This window comes from Methylophaga sp. UBA3613 (assembly GCF_002375415.1).
Taxonomy (GTDB): domain Bacteria; phylum Pseudomonadota; class Gammaproteobacteria; order Nitrosococcales; family Methylophagaceae; genus Methylophaga.
The window spans coordinates 43,535-58,415 of record NZ_DFLS01000012.1; the positions used below are offsets into that span (position 1 = coordinate 43,535).

A 14,881-nucleotide genomic window follows, 5' to 3' on the forward strand; every position below is an offset into this window, starting at 1 on the left:
TCACCGGGGGTTTTTAACTTTAATTTTGCCAGCCAGCTTTGAACGGCAATGTTCTATAGAGTGTAACCCCTATAATCCTCTCCCGTATTAACTCACGTCAAATGTTATTATTTTCATGTTTTCTATGTTGAAAACCTAGTAACCATATGATTAAGTTGAATTTTAATATCCACACTTAATGTTAAGTACAGATTACACCAAGAACACAGATTCATCTAACATTGCTGTAAAAGTAGAGGTGCAAATCCACCACCCGGTGTACGTAAGTTGGTAGCTTGACCTCGATAAAGTCTTGCTGCAGCAAGTAATAACTCCCCTCGGTAGGTATACAATCGCACATCAACCTTAAGCATTTCACGTTCGTTATCAACCATCACAACACGTTCTGAGGGTGGCACATAGGCCTGTGCAACATAATCACTTTCAAGAATACGTGCAAAGGTGCTTTTAGTCAGCTTGCTGCCACGATAGACACCCTTACTGCCATGGCCAGCCACCGGTTTAAAAAACCACTGTCGCCGTTGCAGCCAAAGCGATTGCTCATCATATGCATTAACCTGAATGGTGTGGGGAATACCCTTTTTTAAAAGTTCAGCATTTTCAGCGCTTAACCCCCAATCTATCAGGTTATGTTGATCTGACAGTAAGACCAGATTTCGCTTATCAGCCAATAGAGCGTGCGTATAGGGATTCGGGGTGATAACGGCACCACCTTCTAACCATGCAGAGCGCAAAGCGGCATGTTCAGGTGCATCTAGTCCAAAATCGACCAGACGGTTGTATACCAAATCGATTTTCTGTTTATTACCATACAAGACTCCTGATTCGTATTTGAGATCCTTTGGGGAGAGTATGACGGCATCAATGCCATGTTGGATGAAAAGCCCTTGCGCGAGTTTGAACTCCGGATAGAGATGTTGTTCTTCTGGTGCATCGTCGATGATTGCAATTCGGTCAGGTTGACCGCTACCTCGCTGGCTTTGCCATTCACTTATAAATTGCGTAATGACCGCTTCATCGAAATCTTTAGCCCAAGATGCCTGTGCACTGCCGCTACAACATTTTAGTTGGGCACGAGTCAGAATGGCATTAAGAAAAGCGCCACCGGCATTGGTGTTGATTTCGATAAGACGAGGGCCATCTTCACTCAGGTGGAAATCATAGCCCATAAAAGCGCCTACTGGACCGGGATTATGCCGTGCACTCTCAGGTGCCCAAGACATGACCTGTTGCTGATATTCTGTAAGTGATGCAGCGGATTCGATTGCCTTAACAATCGCCTGCATTTGTTCAAGATCAGAACTTGGAACAAAAATCGCGGCTTTTGAGAAGAATTGGCGCATGCCTGAATTAGGCAGGATGCCTTCAGCGTTAACGCCCAATTGGTTGTTGAGATCGCGAATAATCGCTGACCAATCTAGAGTAACGCAGGTACAGTGCTGGTTTAGCCGTTGTGATCTTGTCTGCTCTTGAGAACTATCGATTTTTTTCATTGATTCTCCTCTATCGGAAAACATTATTAATGCCATCGGTTAGCTTTAATCTTATATGTTTAGTTTGATTAAAGACCGTTATTGCTATCTTTACCAGTCTGCTTAAAGCTCCTTTGTTGGACGTCCTATAAAGTTTAATAGGATGATCATTCTGCCTGAGGCTTCCATAATCCTTGTTATAAGCAAAGGAAATCGTGAACACAAAAGAATAATTAACAAAGGCTGGCAAGGCAGAATATAGTTCGTATGCTCTACAAACGGTAAAAAAATGCCACTCCAATAAGTACAAGTGTTGAAGCTTTATCTAGTATCTGAAATTGTTAATCACATTATATTTAATGTCGCTGATAGGAATAACCACCGACATATCCCAACCATCATGGAATATCTTTAATCGTCGTAGGTAAATAGATGATGAATGCAGTCTTATCGCTTTTAGATGTGACTTCTAAACGGCCACTATGGGCCTCGATGATTGAACGAACAATGGCGAGACCAAGTCCCGCCCCCTCACTTTGTCTTGCCCTGGACGGGTCGACTCGATAGAAACGGTCAAAGAGATTTGGCAAGTGTTCGGCGGGAATTGCGCTCCCCGGATTTTCAACAGTCAATGAAACCTCATGGTCTGAAGGATTATCCAGTCGTACCAGTACTGTTTCCCCAGATTTAGTAAAGCGAATGGCGTTAGAAAGTAGGTTAGAAATTGCTCTGCGCAACATGGCTTTATCGCCCAGAATGAGGTGAGCGTGGCCTTCCTTGGTGAGTGCGATTTTTTTGTCTTCTGCCAAAGCTTCAAAAAAACCGAATAATTCTCTTACTTCATCGGATAAGTCCAGCGGTGTTTGTTCAAGTTTGATTAAGCCGTGGTCACTTTTTGCTAACCACAACATATCATTAATCATCTTTGCCAAACGTTCTTGTTCTTCCAAATTTGAGTACAACAATTCACGGTATTCTTCGAGTGTTCTGGACTTGCCTAAGCCAACCTGTGTCTGGGTGATGAGATTAGTCAGAGGTGTTCGTAGCTCATGTGCAATATCAGCTGAAAAATGTGATAGCTGATTAAAGCTATCCTCAAGTCGACCTATCATGTGGTTGAATGAAGACACCAAGTCCTGTAATTCAGATGGGACAAAAGATGGGGCAAGTCGCATATCTAGACGATCTGCTTGTATGTCACCCATTTTGTTCGAAAGTCTTCTTATTGGTGCATGCGCTTTGTGAACGCCATACCAAGCAGCCAACAGGGTAACGGCCCATGTAAGGACCATTATTAACCATAGAGTTAGACGAAATTTATGGAGAAATTGAAGGTGAAAGCCAATATCGATGGCAGTAATAACCAAGTAGTTATGACCCCCTATCGTATTGTGCGTGAGGACACCCCGAAATGTCTTATCGTCCGCATGCCAGACTTGTAGGTCACCGGCACTAATTTCTGTAACTTGGCGAAGGCTGTCTTTCACTACTGAAAGGTTTGCGCCGGCACTTTCGAAAACCACCTTACCTTGTTGATTACGTACTTGATAATAGACGCCATGATGTCCAGAGACAGCACCGAACAGTGCTTTACTAAGTTGTAAATTGTTGTCGTTATTATTTCGCAATACGTCTATGACAGCCTTATTAATAACGGCAACTTCTTCTGCATCCTGTTCGGCAAAATGGCGTTCGACCACATTCAGTACAAGGTTGCCAATTAAAAGTAAGCTTAATCCTACAGATGCGCCAACAAAACACATTACCCTTGCGGCGAGCGAAAGGGGTTTTTGATTATAAGGCTTCATCGACGGGCTCTACGTCAAGTTTGTAACCCATACCGCGAACCGTATGGATAAGTTTCGGTTCAAAATCGTCATCAACTTTGGCACGCAGGCGGCGTATCGCCACATCTATCACGTTGGTGTCAGAGTCAAAATTCATGTCCCATACCTGAGAGGCAATCAAAGAGCGTGGTAGAACCTCACCTTGGCGACGTGCCAATAACTCTAAAAGACAAAACTCTTTGTGGCTAAGATTTATTTTTTTACCTGCTCGCGTAACGCGATGCTTAGGTAAATCTAAAGTCAGATCAGCTACTTTAAGAAGCTCAGAAAAAGTTGAGGGAATGCCTCGGCGCAATAATGTTCTTATCCTTGCTAGAAGTTCGGCAAAGGCAAAGGGCTTAACTAAATAGTCATCGGCGCCTAATTCTAGGCCTTTAACGCGATCATCCACCGTGTCACGAGCCGTAAGGAATAGTACCGGCGTTTGGCATTCTGCTTCACGTAACGACTGCAAGATGCGCCACCCGTCAACATCCGGCAACATAACATCCAGAACGATCAAGTCAAACGCTTCTGTCATTGCCAAATGATGACCATCTAGGCCATTTCGAACAAGATTGACCTGAAACCCGGCTTCGCTTAGTCCTTTTTGTAAGTAGTCGCCTGTTTTGACCTCATCCTCCACTAACAATAATCGCATAGATGGATACCCCCTTGAACAACATTCTAATTAGTTTATTAGGTGAATAACGACTACAGGATTACACAAGGATTACGTTTTTGTAATGTTTTGGTCATCCGGATGACAGGGACGAAAAGTTAATCTTTCACAAAATTGTTGTATTGGAGTGTTGACATTGAAGTTACCTATAAATCCTATATCTACTTTTAATCCAACGCGCCGGCGATTCGTACATGGCATAGCCGCTGGTGGTGTGCTGGCAAGCTTCCCAGGCTTATTGTACGCTATGGACAATTCGAAGCAGCTTGCCTACAGAGGTACTGCTCCAGTCTTAACTGGCCAAACTATTGAGTTGGTTGTCGACCAATCACCTGTTAATTTCACTGGTGTCACGCGTATGGCAACAACAATTAATGGCTCCATTCCGGCGCCGACCCTGCGATTACGTGAGGGTGATGAGGTCACCATCCGGGTAATAAACCGACTCAAAGTAGCTACCTCCATTCATTGGCATGGGATTATCCTGCCGTATCAAATGGATGGTGTGCCCGGTATTAGCTTCCAGGGCATAGAACCGGGTGAGACGTTCGTTTACCAATTCAAACTTCAACAAAGTGGCACCTATTGGTATCACTCGCATAGCGGTTTTCAGGAAATGACCGGTATGTATGGTGCATTAATAATTGAACCGCGTGAGGGTCAATCTCTTGTTGAACAAAGCCATCTAGACGCGGACCGTGACTACGTGATGCAGCTGTCTGATTGGACGGACGAAGATCCCATGGCAGTTTTTTCGAAACTGAAGGTTGAGAGCGATGTGTATAACTATAATCAGCCTACCGTGCCATCCTTTTTTAGTGATGTCTCAAAGCTGGGATTGATGGGCGCATTTGAAAAACGACAAATGTGGAACCAAATGCGAATGAACCCGACCGATCTGGCCGATTTATCCTCTGCGACGTTAACTTATCTGATGAATGGCACAACGCCGGCGGGCAACTGGACGGGACTGTTCCAACCCGGTGAGCGGGTCAGGCTGCGATTCATTAATGGCGCCAGTAATACATTTTATGATGTCCGTATTCCTGGTCTGAAAATGACGGTCGTTCAGACCGACGGTCAGAACGTACAACCGGTTAGTGTCGATGAGTTCCGCTTTGGTCCCGGCGAGACTTACGATGTCATGGTTGCGCCACAAAATGACGCGCATACCATCTTTGCGCAGAGTATGGATCGCACCGGTTATGCTCGGGGGACGCTGGCCATACATGAAGGACTAACTGATGATATTCCGGCGCTGGACCCGGTTAAGTGGCTTACGATGTCCGATATGATGGGTAAGATGAACCATGGCAGTGGTCATGGTTCTGAGCAGAGCACCATGAATCCCTCTGAGATGAATCACAGTGATATGGCGATGGATCATAGCCAGCATGGCATGAGTCAGAATCCATTGGCGACACCTTCACAAAAAGTGAACCACGCTCGCAGTGAATATGGCCCATCCGTAGATATGCGGGTTGATATGCCGAATACGAATCTGAATGATCCAGGTGTTGGCTTGAGAGACAATGGCCGGCGGGTACTCACTTTGTCAGATCTTCGTTCCGTGGACGGTGTTCTTAATGATACACGGGTGCCAATCCGCGAATTCGAACTGCACCTTACCGGTAATATGGAGCGATACAGCTGGTCTTTTGATGGGCTGGAATTTGGTAAAAGTACACCGGTACACTTGCCTCACAATGAACGTATACGAATCATTCTGCAAAATGACACCATGATGACGCATCCCATGCATTTGCACGGCATGTGGAGTGATCTCGAAGATGACCAAGGCAATATGCTGGTACGCCGGCACACCATACCGGTGCAACCTGCACAACGCATCAGTTTTCTGACAACACCTCATGATCTGGGGCGTTGGGCTTGGCATTGCCACTTATTATTTCATATGGATGCGGGCATGTTCCGCGAAGTGGTGGTGTCATGAAAAATCATTGCCGTTCATATGCGTTGAAGCAGATTATCTTTGCGTGTTCATTGTCTTTAGCCACTGGACCGGTCTGGGCGCAATCCGATGATTCTCACCAAGACCATGATGCAACTAAGCAAACGACATCTGAGCATGCAAATCATGGAGCTGACACTGAAACGGGGATGCAGAATGAAACTGGCAATATGCAAGAAATGGATCATTCAAGCATGGCAATGGATGACATGGAAAGCATGGATCATTCTGGTATGCAAATGGGTAGTGACCAAGCGCCGCCAGACGCACGGGATCCGCATGCTTATTCAGGTGGTTTTACCCTGACTGAAGGTCCGTACTCGTTGTCAGAAAAACGCCTTTTGAAATTAGCAGATGAACATTATTTCTGGGCAATTTTAGGTGACCGCTTAGAATATGATGCGAGCAGCGACACTGCAATATTTGACCTCCAGGGCTGGTATGGAACTACCTACAATCGATTTACAGCCAAACTTGAAGGCGATGTGGTCGACGGTACGCTTGAGGAGAGTCAGTCAGATCTGCTGTGGAGTCATGCAATCAGCACCTTTTTTGACACGCAACTGGGCGTTCGGCTTGACCATTATGATGAAGGCAAAAACCGTGAATGGGTTGCCTTCGGTATTCAGGGGATTGCTCCCTACTGGTTTGAACTCGATTTGACTGCTTATTTGGGGGACAGTGGGCGTACGGCATTGTCGCTAGAAGCGGAATATGAATTTCTTCTTACGCAACGCTTGATTTTACAACCCCGGGCTGAACTCACGGCCTATGGCAAGGATGATGACGTTAATGGCTTAGGAAGCGGTTTATCAGATGCCTCAATAGGCCTGAGACTCCGCTATGAATTCACGCGACAATTTGCTCCCTATGTGGGTGTCGAATGGAGCGAGCAGTTTGGGGATACCGCTGACTTCTCAAGAGCAAACGGAGAAGATACCAGTGACACACGCTACGTGGTTGGTCTCAGATTCTGGTTTTAATCAAATTATTCATAAATTTATCACGACCTAGGAGTCGACTCATGAAACGTCAATTTTTGTCATATTTTGTTGCCTTGCCAGCATTAATGTTGGCTCTATCTGCTCAAGCTCATAGCCCTGAAGAGCATATTAACAAGGGACAAGCACCTAACTGTGCAGCCATGAAAGATATGGATCATTCTAAAATAGATATGAATGATCCAGTCATGCAAGCCATGATGCAGAAATGCATGCCTCAAGATGAAGCAGCGTCTGAAGACGGTCATCCTAGCCATGATATGGAGGCAGATGCGTATAAACCTGCTGAGCATCAACATTAATTACAGCTGGCTGTTATAACGGAGTGATTAATATGTCATCTTTAAAGTTCTTGAAATGCTTTATGTGTATTGCATTTGTATCAGGTATGGTGGTATTGGCTGGATTAGGATTCATTTATTCAGGCTATTACCCAATGGGGGCAGACATTAAGCACACAAAGCTTACATACTGGGCATTAGAAACCCTACGCGAACGCTCCATCAGTCGGGCTGCTCATAATATTGAGGTGCCAGCCGAACTTGATATACCAGCGCGATTACTTCGTGGTGGTTCAGATTATGCTGCTATGTGTGCAGGGTGTCATCTTGTGCCAGACAAAATGAATTCAGATTTCACTTTGGGACTGTATCCTGAACCACCTAATTTGACGTTGAATCATTCAGGGCATGATGAGCCAAAAATAGTCCAAGCCAGAGAATATTTTTGGATTATTAAACACGGCATTAAGGGCTCTGGAATGCCAGCCTGGGGGCCGGGCCATACTGATGAACAGATATGGAACCTAGTCGCTTTCTTGCAGCGACTTCCTGAATTGTCCCCCGAGCAATACCAGATTCTTACGGCTCAGGGATCTTCAAGTTCCCGTAATCATTGACGGTAGTGTGCAATACAGGCTTACGTTTGAGTTAAATCCAATTTTGTTAGGAGACGAATTCCATGGCAAATTCAGTTGAAGAGAATCGTAGACGTTTTATTAAATCTGCCATTGGGACAGCTTCAGCCCTTGTTTTAGCCAAAATGGCGCCGGCATGGGCTTATCCACTGGGTCGAAGCTATGGTGATGTTATTCATGCGCAGAATGTGGTCGATCTGCATATTCGCCGTGAAGATATGAATGTTGCTGGACGGATTGCTAGACCGATAACTATCAACGGTAGTATGCCCGGACCACTTATTAGGCTGAAAGAAGGACAACGAGCCAAGTTACATGTTAGTAATGCGTTGGATGAGTCTACGTCTATCCATTGGCATGGAATCATTCTGCCAGAAAATATGGATGGCGTGCCTGGCGTCAGTTTTCCTGGGATCAAGGCTGGAGAGTCATATCATTACGAATATGATGTTCAGCAAAGTGGTACTTACTGGTATCACAGCCACTCGGGATTGCAGGAACAGTTAGGTCATTTTGGGCCACTTGTAATTGACCCAGCGGATGGTGATATTGGCGCAGATCGGGAACATGTGATTATCCTGAGTGATTGGACCTTTGAAGATCCAGACGAGGTGTTCCGAAATCTCAAGGTAGCCGAGGGTTATTACAACTACCAGCAGCGAACCTTGGGTGACACTTTCGACGATATTCGTCGACAAGGGCTTGCGAAAACATGGCAAGAGCGGTCCATGTGGAACGAAATGCGCATGAGCGCGCGCGATCTTCTGGATGTGACCGGCTCTACCTATACCTATCTGATGAATGGTCGCGATAATTCGACTAACTGGACGGCACTTTACAAGCCAGGAGAAAAAATTCGTTTAAGAATCATTAATGGCTCTGCCATGTCGTTCTTTGATTTTCGCATTCCGGGTCTCGAGATGACGGTGGTCTCTGCAGACGGCCAGCCTATCAAGCCTGTTACGGTAGATGAATTTCGAATTGGGGTGGCTGAGACATACGATGTCATTGTAACGCCGAAAAACGATCGTCCTTATACGCTTTTTGCGGAAAGCATGGATCGTAGTGGTTATGTGCGTGGTACGCTCGCGACAGAATTAGGGCAGGAAGCGCCTGTGCCTGAATTGCGACCGGTACCAGAGCGAGGGATGGCGGCCATGGGGATGAGCCATGAAATGGGTGGGATGGACATGATAACCACCAATGAAGATCAACTTGGGATGGATGACCATCAAGAAATGTCCGGGGGCCATGGTGGGCATAAGGCTGCGACGCAACAGCGACCTTCGGCGCCAGATCTTGGCATTGAACATGCGCCAGGTGGTCATGGTCCCGGTGCTGCCATGATTGCTAGAAACCCAGTCAGCCGTCTAAATGAGCCGGGTATTGGCCTCGAGAATGTCGACCATCGAGTTCTGGTCTATGGCGACCTTATTGGGGCTCATCCCTGGCCCGATGATAGAGAGCCGGAGCGTGACATCGAGCTGCATCTTACCGGTAATATGGAAAAATATATGTGGTCTTTTGATGGTGTGAAATACACTGAGGTCAATGGACCAGTGGAGTTTCATCATGGTGAGCGTCTGCGTTTGATAATGGTAAACGACACGATGATGGATCATCCGATTCATCTGCATGGCATGTGGATGGAACTTGAAAATGGCCAATATCCCCGTCCTCGAAAGCACACTATAAGCCTCAAACCAAGTGAGGTCGTTTCATTGCAAATCAGTGCCGATGCACCCGGCAGTTGGGCTTTCCATTGTCACCTCCTTTATCACATGAAGGCGGGGATGTTTCGAGTTGTCAGGGTCAGCTAAGGAGATGATATGAACAAACTTACAATCATGACAATGCTCGTTTTTACAGGAATGAGCACCACGGTCTCTGCCGATCACGCTGAGGATCACTGGCCCGAACCCATTAAGTCTTACCGAACCGGGCAGGTTTTATTTGATCGGCTGGAATTCACCCGTACAGACAATAATGAGAACCTAATCGTCTGGGATATGTTGGCTTGGTATGGAAGCGACAGAAATCGAGTCTATTTCAAAAGTGAAGGTAAAAACCAGCAAAACGACGGTGAGCCTACGGAGCTTGAGCGCACAGAGATGCTTGCCAGTCGGTTGATCGCGCCATTTTGGGAAATACAGGGCGGCGTCGGACTTCGTGGTTCAATGGCATCGGATGTAGATCGTGAACACTATTTAGTATTTAGCCTGTTTGGCATGGCTCCCTATCGATTTGAAATGGATAATTCACTTACCATTAATGAGGATGGCGACATAGCAGCATCACTTGAAGCCGAATACGACATACGCCTCAGTCAAGTTTCGTACTTACAGCCACGCGTGGAAGTTTCTGCTGGACTCACAGATGCCCAAGCGTTCGATCGCCCCAGTGGATTCAACGATGTTCGAATAGGATTGCGTTATCGCTATGAAATCTCTAGAGAGTTTGCGCCTTACATAGGTGTTTATTGGAGCCGGGCCTTAGGTCAAAAGGCTAACCAAATCGCTGATGACCGGGGTGATAAAATCGAAACAGGTTTTGTTGCCGGGGTTCGGATGTGGTTTTAATTAAAATCGCAAAATTAGCAAGACTGAAGAGGGAGAGTTAATGGCTAACAAAGAGGACAGATCAACGCATTATAAAGAGGGAAGCCTCACTTTAGCAGGAACAGTTATGCTCGGTACCGGGGTGATGATTGGTGCTGGTATCTTTGCGCTCACCGGGCAAATGGCGCAGATGACAGGTGTTTTATTTCCTTTAGCGTTTCTAGCCGCCGCAGTAATCGTTAGTTTTAGTGCCTATTCGTACATAAAAATTTCTAACGCTTATCCCTCTGCAGGTGGCATTGGCATGTATTTGCATAAAGCTTATGGAGACAGATTGCCAACAGGATTTAATACTTTGCTGATGTATTTTTCAATGGTGATCGCCCAGAGCTTTCTCGCGCGCACATTTGGTTCTTATACCATGCAACTTTTTGGTGGGGACAAGACCGGCATGATGGTACCCATTCTCGGGGTGTCACTTATTCTGGCAGCCTTTATGATTAATCTATCAGGTAATCGATTGATCCAAGGCGTCGCCTCTTTTATTGGTGTTTTGAAAATCGTGGGCATCCTTGCTATCGGCGTGGTGGGGGTTTGGATCGCCGATAGCATTTCAGTCGATTTCACAAGCCCAGGAGAAGCAGGGACTTTCAGTAACTTTCTTGGCGCAACAGCACTCGGGATATTAGCGTTTAAGGGCTTTACCACCATTACCAACAGCGGTTCGGAGGTAAAAGATCCTAAACGAAACGTGGGTCGTGCCATCGTTATTTCCATCGCTGCTTGTGTGGTGATTTATAGCTTGGTCGGTTTTGCTGTGGCAAGCAATTTGTCGCTGGCTGAAATCATCAAAACTCAGGACTATTCTCTTGCTGCAGCAGCGCGCCCTGCATTGGGTGAATATGGTGTGTGGTTTACGGTCGCTATTGCCATGATGGCGACTGCCGGAGGTATTCTAGCCAGCATTTTTGCAGTCTCAAGAATGCTGGCAATGCTGACAGAAATGAAACTGGTGCCGCATCGTCATTTCGGCATGCCCGGTAGTATTCAAAAGCACACGTTGGTTTACACTGTGATTCTGGGACTGATCCTGACAGCATTTTTTGATTTGTCCCGGATTGCCGCGCTTGGTATCGTGTTTTACCTGATTATGGACATTGCCATTCATTGGGGCGTTCTTCGCTATCTGCGTGAAGACATAAAAGCTAATCGATGGGTGCCAGCGACAGCCATTCTGCTGGATTTACTGGCATTGGGTGGTTTTGTCTGGGTTAAGCTGAATACTGATCCGTTTGTGATTGGTGTGGCGGTTGTTACGATGATTGTTATCGCAGTTGCTGAGCAGATTTTCCTGAAAAGATCCGCTGCATCCGAGCAGCCCGGTAATCAGGAATCCCATCATCACCATTAATGACAATATTTGACGTGGAGGGCAGTACCATGATGACTAATAATATGTGGGCAGGGCATTGGCTTTGGATGTTGATGTTCGCAATCGTTGTTGTGATCCCTGTCTGGCGAATTTGTCAGCGCACGGGTTATCCGGGTTGGTTGGGTGTTCAAATACTTATTCCAATCGCCAATCTTGTATTACTCTATTTTATTGCGTTTTCGAGCTGGACTACAGACAAAATGAGAAACCAAGATGACTGAACATCAACATGTCCATAGACATGGCAACCAAGTTCACGAAGAGCATAAGGTCAAAGATCCTGTCTGCGGCATGTCCGTGGAGCCTCAAACTGCACAGCACCAAAGTCAGCATGATGATCAAACCTGGTATTTTTGCTCTTCACGCTGTAAATCCAAGTTTGACGAAAACCCAGAAGAATACCTCGATGATAAGCAAAAGACGCAAGCCCCGGTAACGCCGGGCACTATGTACACTTGTCCGATGCACCCCGAAATCCGCCAGCCAAAGCCTGGCGATTGTCCCATTTGTGGTATGGGATTGGAACCTGAGCAAGTCAGTTTGAATGATGGACCTTCTGAAGAACTAAGGGATATGACCCGCCGATTCTGGATCGGTTTGATACTGGCATTGCCAGTGTTGATACTAGAAATGGGAGGGCATCTGACCGGGCTTGATCATATCGTGCCGCCTCAAATGTCCAATTGGATTCAATTAGTTCTGGCAACACCAGTAGTCGTTTGGTGCGGTTGGCCTTTCTTCGTCAGGGGATGGAAATCTATAGTGAGCCGAAACCTGAACATGTTTACGCTGATTTCCATCGGTACTGGCGTGGCGCTTATCTACAGTCTGGTGGCAACCCTGATGCCGCAGATTTTCCCTGATGCCTTCCGTCAGGCGGATGGTTCTGTTGCTGTATATTTCGAGGCAGCTGCAGTGATCGTGGTATTGGTATTGCTCGGGCAGGTACTGGAATTGAGAGCGCGGGAGAAGACTTCAGGCGCTATTAAGGCTTTACTTGATCTGGCACCCGCGACAGCCAGGAAGTTGGACGATAACGGTGGTGAGTCCGATGTATCGCTTGACGAGGTCAAGGTTGGTGATCGCCTTCGGGTACGTCCGGGGGACAAGGTACCATTGGATGGTGAGGTGCTTGAGGGTAACTCCAATGTCGATGAGTCGCTGGTGACGGGTGAGCCATTGGCGGTCAGTAAGACGTCTGGCGATCAAGTCATCGGTGGCAGTATTAATCAGCAAGGCAGCTTTATTATGCGAGCCGACAAGGTTGGCCGGGATACTATGCTGTCTCAGATTGTACAAATGGTGGCTAACGCACAGCGGAGTCGCGCACCTATCCAGGGACTGGCAGACAAAGTGGCGGGTTGGTTTGTCCCGGTCGTCATCGTCATAGCCGTTATCGCCTTTATCGTTTGGTCATTTTTCGGTCCAGCGCCGCCGATGGCTTTTGGGCTGATTGCAGCGGTTAGCGTATTAATTATTGCCTGCCCGTGTGCGCTCGGCTTGGCAACGCCCATGTCGATCATGGTGGGTGTCGGTCGGGGTGCTCAAAGCGGTGTGTTGATCCGGGATGCCGAAGCCCTAGAGCGTATGGAAAAGATCGATACTGTTGTAGTAGATAAAACCGGCACACTGACTGAAGGCAAACCACAGGTCACCAAGCTAGTCACAGCTAATGGACTCAGCGAAGCAGACCTGATGCGTTATGCAGGAGGCCTCGAAAAAGGCAGTGAGCATCCGTTGGCCCATGCTATTTTGGAAAAAGCCAGGGTAATGAATCTTAAGCTGCCCGATGCCGAAGATTTTGATTCCCCTAACGGTAAAGGGGTCACCGGTTCGATTGATGGCCAGCGGGTTTTATTGGGTAATCGTATGCTTATGGAGGCAGAAGCAGTTGATACTGCAGACTTTGAAAATGAAGCTGATACGCTTCGCAGGGATGGGGCTACCGTGATTTTTGCAGCAGTGGCTGGCAAAGTCGCTGGCTTACTTGCTATTGCTGATCCGGTTAAAGAAACCACTCAAGCGGCTATTTTGGCGCTGCAAAAAGAGGGTATACGCGTTGTTATGCTGACCGGTGATAATCGTACCTCGGCTGAAGCAGTTGCCCGTAAGCTGAATATTGATGAAGTAGAAGCAGAAGTCCTGCCGGAAGATAAAGGCAAGATTATTCAGCGCCTGAAAGACGAAGGCCGGATTGTGGTGATGGCTGGCGACGGGGTAAATGATGCACCTGCCCTGGCAACGGCCGATGTTGGTATTGCCATGGGCACTGGCACCGATGTGGCTATTGAAAGTGCCGGTATTACGTTGCTACGCGGTGACTTGATGGGCATTGTCGAAGCCCGCCGGTTATCATTAGCGACTATGCGCAATATCAGACAAAATCTGTTTTTTGCTTTTATTTACAACACTGCCGGGGTGCCGATTGCCGCTGGGATTTTATATCCGTTTTTTGGCATACTGCTGTCACCAATCTTTGCAGCGGCTGCTATGTCACTTTCATCTGTAAGCGTCATCACGAATGCGCTGAGGTTGCGGCTTGTTAAATTATAAAAAATAGCTCAGATTGGTTTTTATGACCAGTTATTGCTCGAAACTTAAATTAAAGTCTTTAGGTCAAACTTGCTTTCAAAATATATAAAAGTATCATTGCAACAATGCGCATAGTAAGTCTTTTACTGCTTTGTTTTTCGTTGGTTTTCGCCAATGTTAGCTATGCGCAGAGCCATGAGATGAATTGCCCTATGGAGCAAGGCGACAGCATGAGTAATATGGATCATGCCGATATGCCAGACTGCTGTAATGATGCCGCGACGGCCGCTAAAACAGGCGAATCCTGTAAAGCAGATCAAGATTGCAGCATCTCTAATGTAGTTCTCTTTTTCTCTGTTCCATCATGGAACTTCGTTTCCACTGATAGGCTTTTGGCACGAGCGAGTATACCGTTTGTGCCTACCTTGGCGCCTACTGATCTCTGGCGCCCGCCAACCTTAAGCTGATCCCATTATTCCCGTAGTGTTTC

General features: G+C 46.7%; 12 protein-coding genes. 9 read left to right on the plus strand and 3 right to left on the minus strand.

The window, feature by feature from the left end:
* Positions 1-215: 215 nt before the first annotated feature.
* The 3 genes from B3S93_RS13790 to B3S93_RS13800 all read right to left on the minus strand — a co-directional run bounded on the left by B3S93_RS13790 (position 216) and on the right by B3S93_RS13800 (position 3,959).
* A complete protein-coding gene (locus B3S93_RS13790) occupies positions 216-1,493 on the minus strand; it encodes a hypothetical protein (protein WP_289245130.1) in 1,278 nt (425 codons plus the stop codon).
* Between the two features lie 377 nt (positions 1,494-1,870).
* A complete protein-coding gene (locus tag B3S93_RS13795; protein ID WP_292749098.1) occupies positions 1,871-3,280 on the minus strand; it encodes a heavy metal sensor histidine kinase in 1,410 nt (469 codons plus the stop codon).
* The gene (locus tag B3S93_RS13800; protein WP_289245127.1) at positions 3,267-3,959 is read right to left on the minus strand and encodes a heavy metal response regulator transcription factor; all 693 of its coding nucleotides are present in this window, start codon (positions 3,957-3,959) and stop codon (positions 3,267-3,269) included. Before B3S93_RS13800 ends, B3S93_RS13795 begins: the two co-directional genes overlap by 14 nt.
* Positions 3,960-4,110: 151 nt before the next feature.
* Here B3S93_RS13800 and B3S93_RS13805 point away from each other — a divergent pair, with 151 nt between their 5' ends.
* From B3S93_RS13805 to B3S93_RS13845, 9 genes are all read left to right on the plus strand, one after another.
* Positions 4,111-5,934 carry a copper resistance system multicopper oxidase gene (locus B3S93_RS13805; RefSeq protein WP_292750107.1) on the plus strand — a complete coding sequence of 608 codons (1,824 nt, stop codon included), beginning with the start codon at positions 4,111-4,113 and terminating at the stop codon, positions 5,932-5,934.
* On the plus strand, positions 5,931-6,935 hold the full coding sequence (locus B3S93_RS13810) for a copper resistance protein B (RefSeq protein WP_289245125.1): 1,005 nt from the start codon (positions 5,931-5,933) through the stop codon (positions 6,933-6,935). Before B3S93_RS13805 ends, B3S93_RS13810 begins: the two co-directional genes overlap by 4 nt.
* A 41-nt stretch (positions 6,936-6,976) precedes the next feature.
* Complete coding sequence (locus tag B3S93_RS13815; protein WP_289245124.1) at positions 6,977-7,255, plus strand: hypothetical protein; 279 nt, start codon at positions 6,977-6,979, stop codon at positions 7,253-7,255.
* A 62-nt stretch (positions 7,256-7,317) separates the two neighbouring features.
* Complete coding sequence (locus B3S93_RS13820; RefSeq protein WP_292749102.1) at positions 7,318-7,851, plus strand: c-type cytochrome; 534 nt, start codon at positions 7,318-7,320, stop codon at positions 7,849-7,851.
* A gap of 62 nt (positions 7,852-7,913) precedes the next feature.
* Positions 7,914-9,689, plus strand: a complete 1,776-nt coding sequence (locus B3S93_RS13825) for a copper resistance system multicopper oxidase (RefSeq protein WP_289245122.1) — start codon at positions 7,914-7,916, stop codon at positions 9,687-9,689.
* 9 nt (positions 9,690-9,698) lie between these two features.
* Complete coding sequence (locus B3S93_RS13830) at positions 9,699-10,448, plus strand: copper resistance protein B (protein WP_292398295.1); 750 nt, start codon at positions 9,699-9,701, stop codon at positions 10,446-10,448.
* A gap of 40 nt (positions 10,449-10,488) precedes the next feature.
* Entirely contained in the window at positions 10,489-11,838 is a 1,350-nt protein-coding gene (locus B3S93_RS13835; protein ID WP_292398298.1) for an APC family permease, read from the plus strand.
* 29 nt (positions 11,839-11,867) lie between these two features.
* Positions 11,868-12,080: a hypothetical protein gene (locus B3S93_RS13840; protein WP_292398301.1), complete on the plus strand. Its 213-nt coding sequence runs from the start codon at positions 11,868-11,870 to the stop codon at positions 12,078-12,080.
* Positions 12,073-14,412 (plus strand): heavy metal translocating P-type ATPase, encoded by a 2,340-nt coding sequence (locus B3S93_RS13845; RefSeq protein ID WP_292398304.1) that lies wholly within the window; start codon positions 12,073-12,075, stop codon positions 14,410-14,412. Before B3S93_RS13840 ends, B3S93_RS13845 begins: the two co-directional genes overlap by 8 nt.
* Positions 14,413-14,881 lie beyond the last annotated feature (469 nt).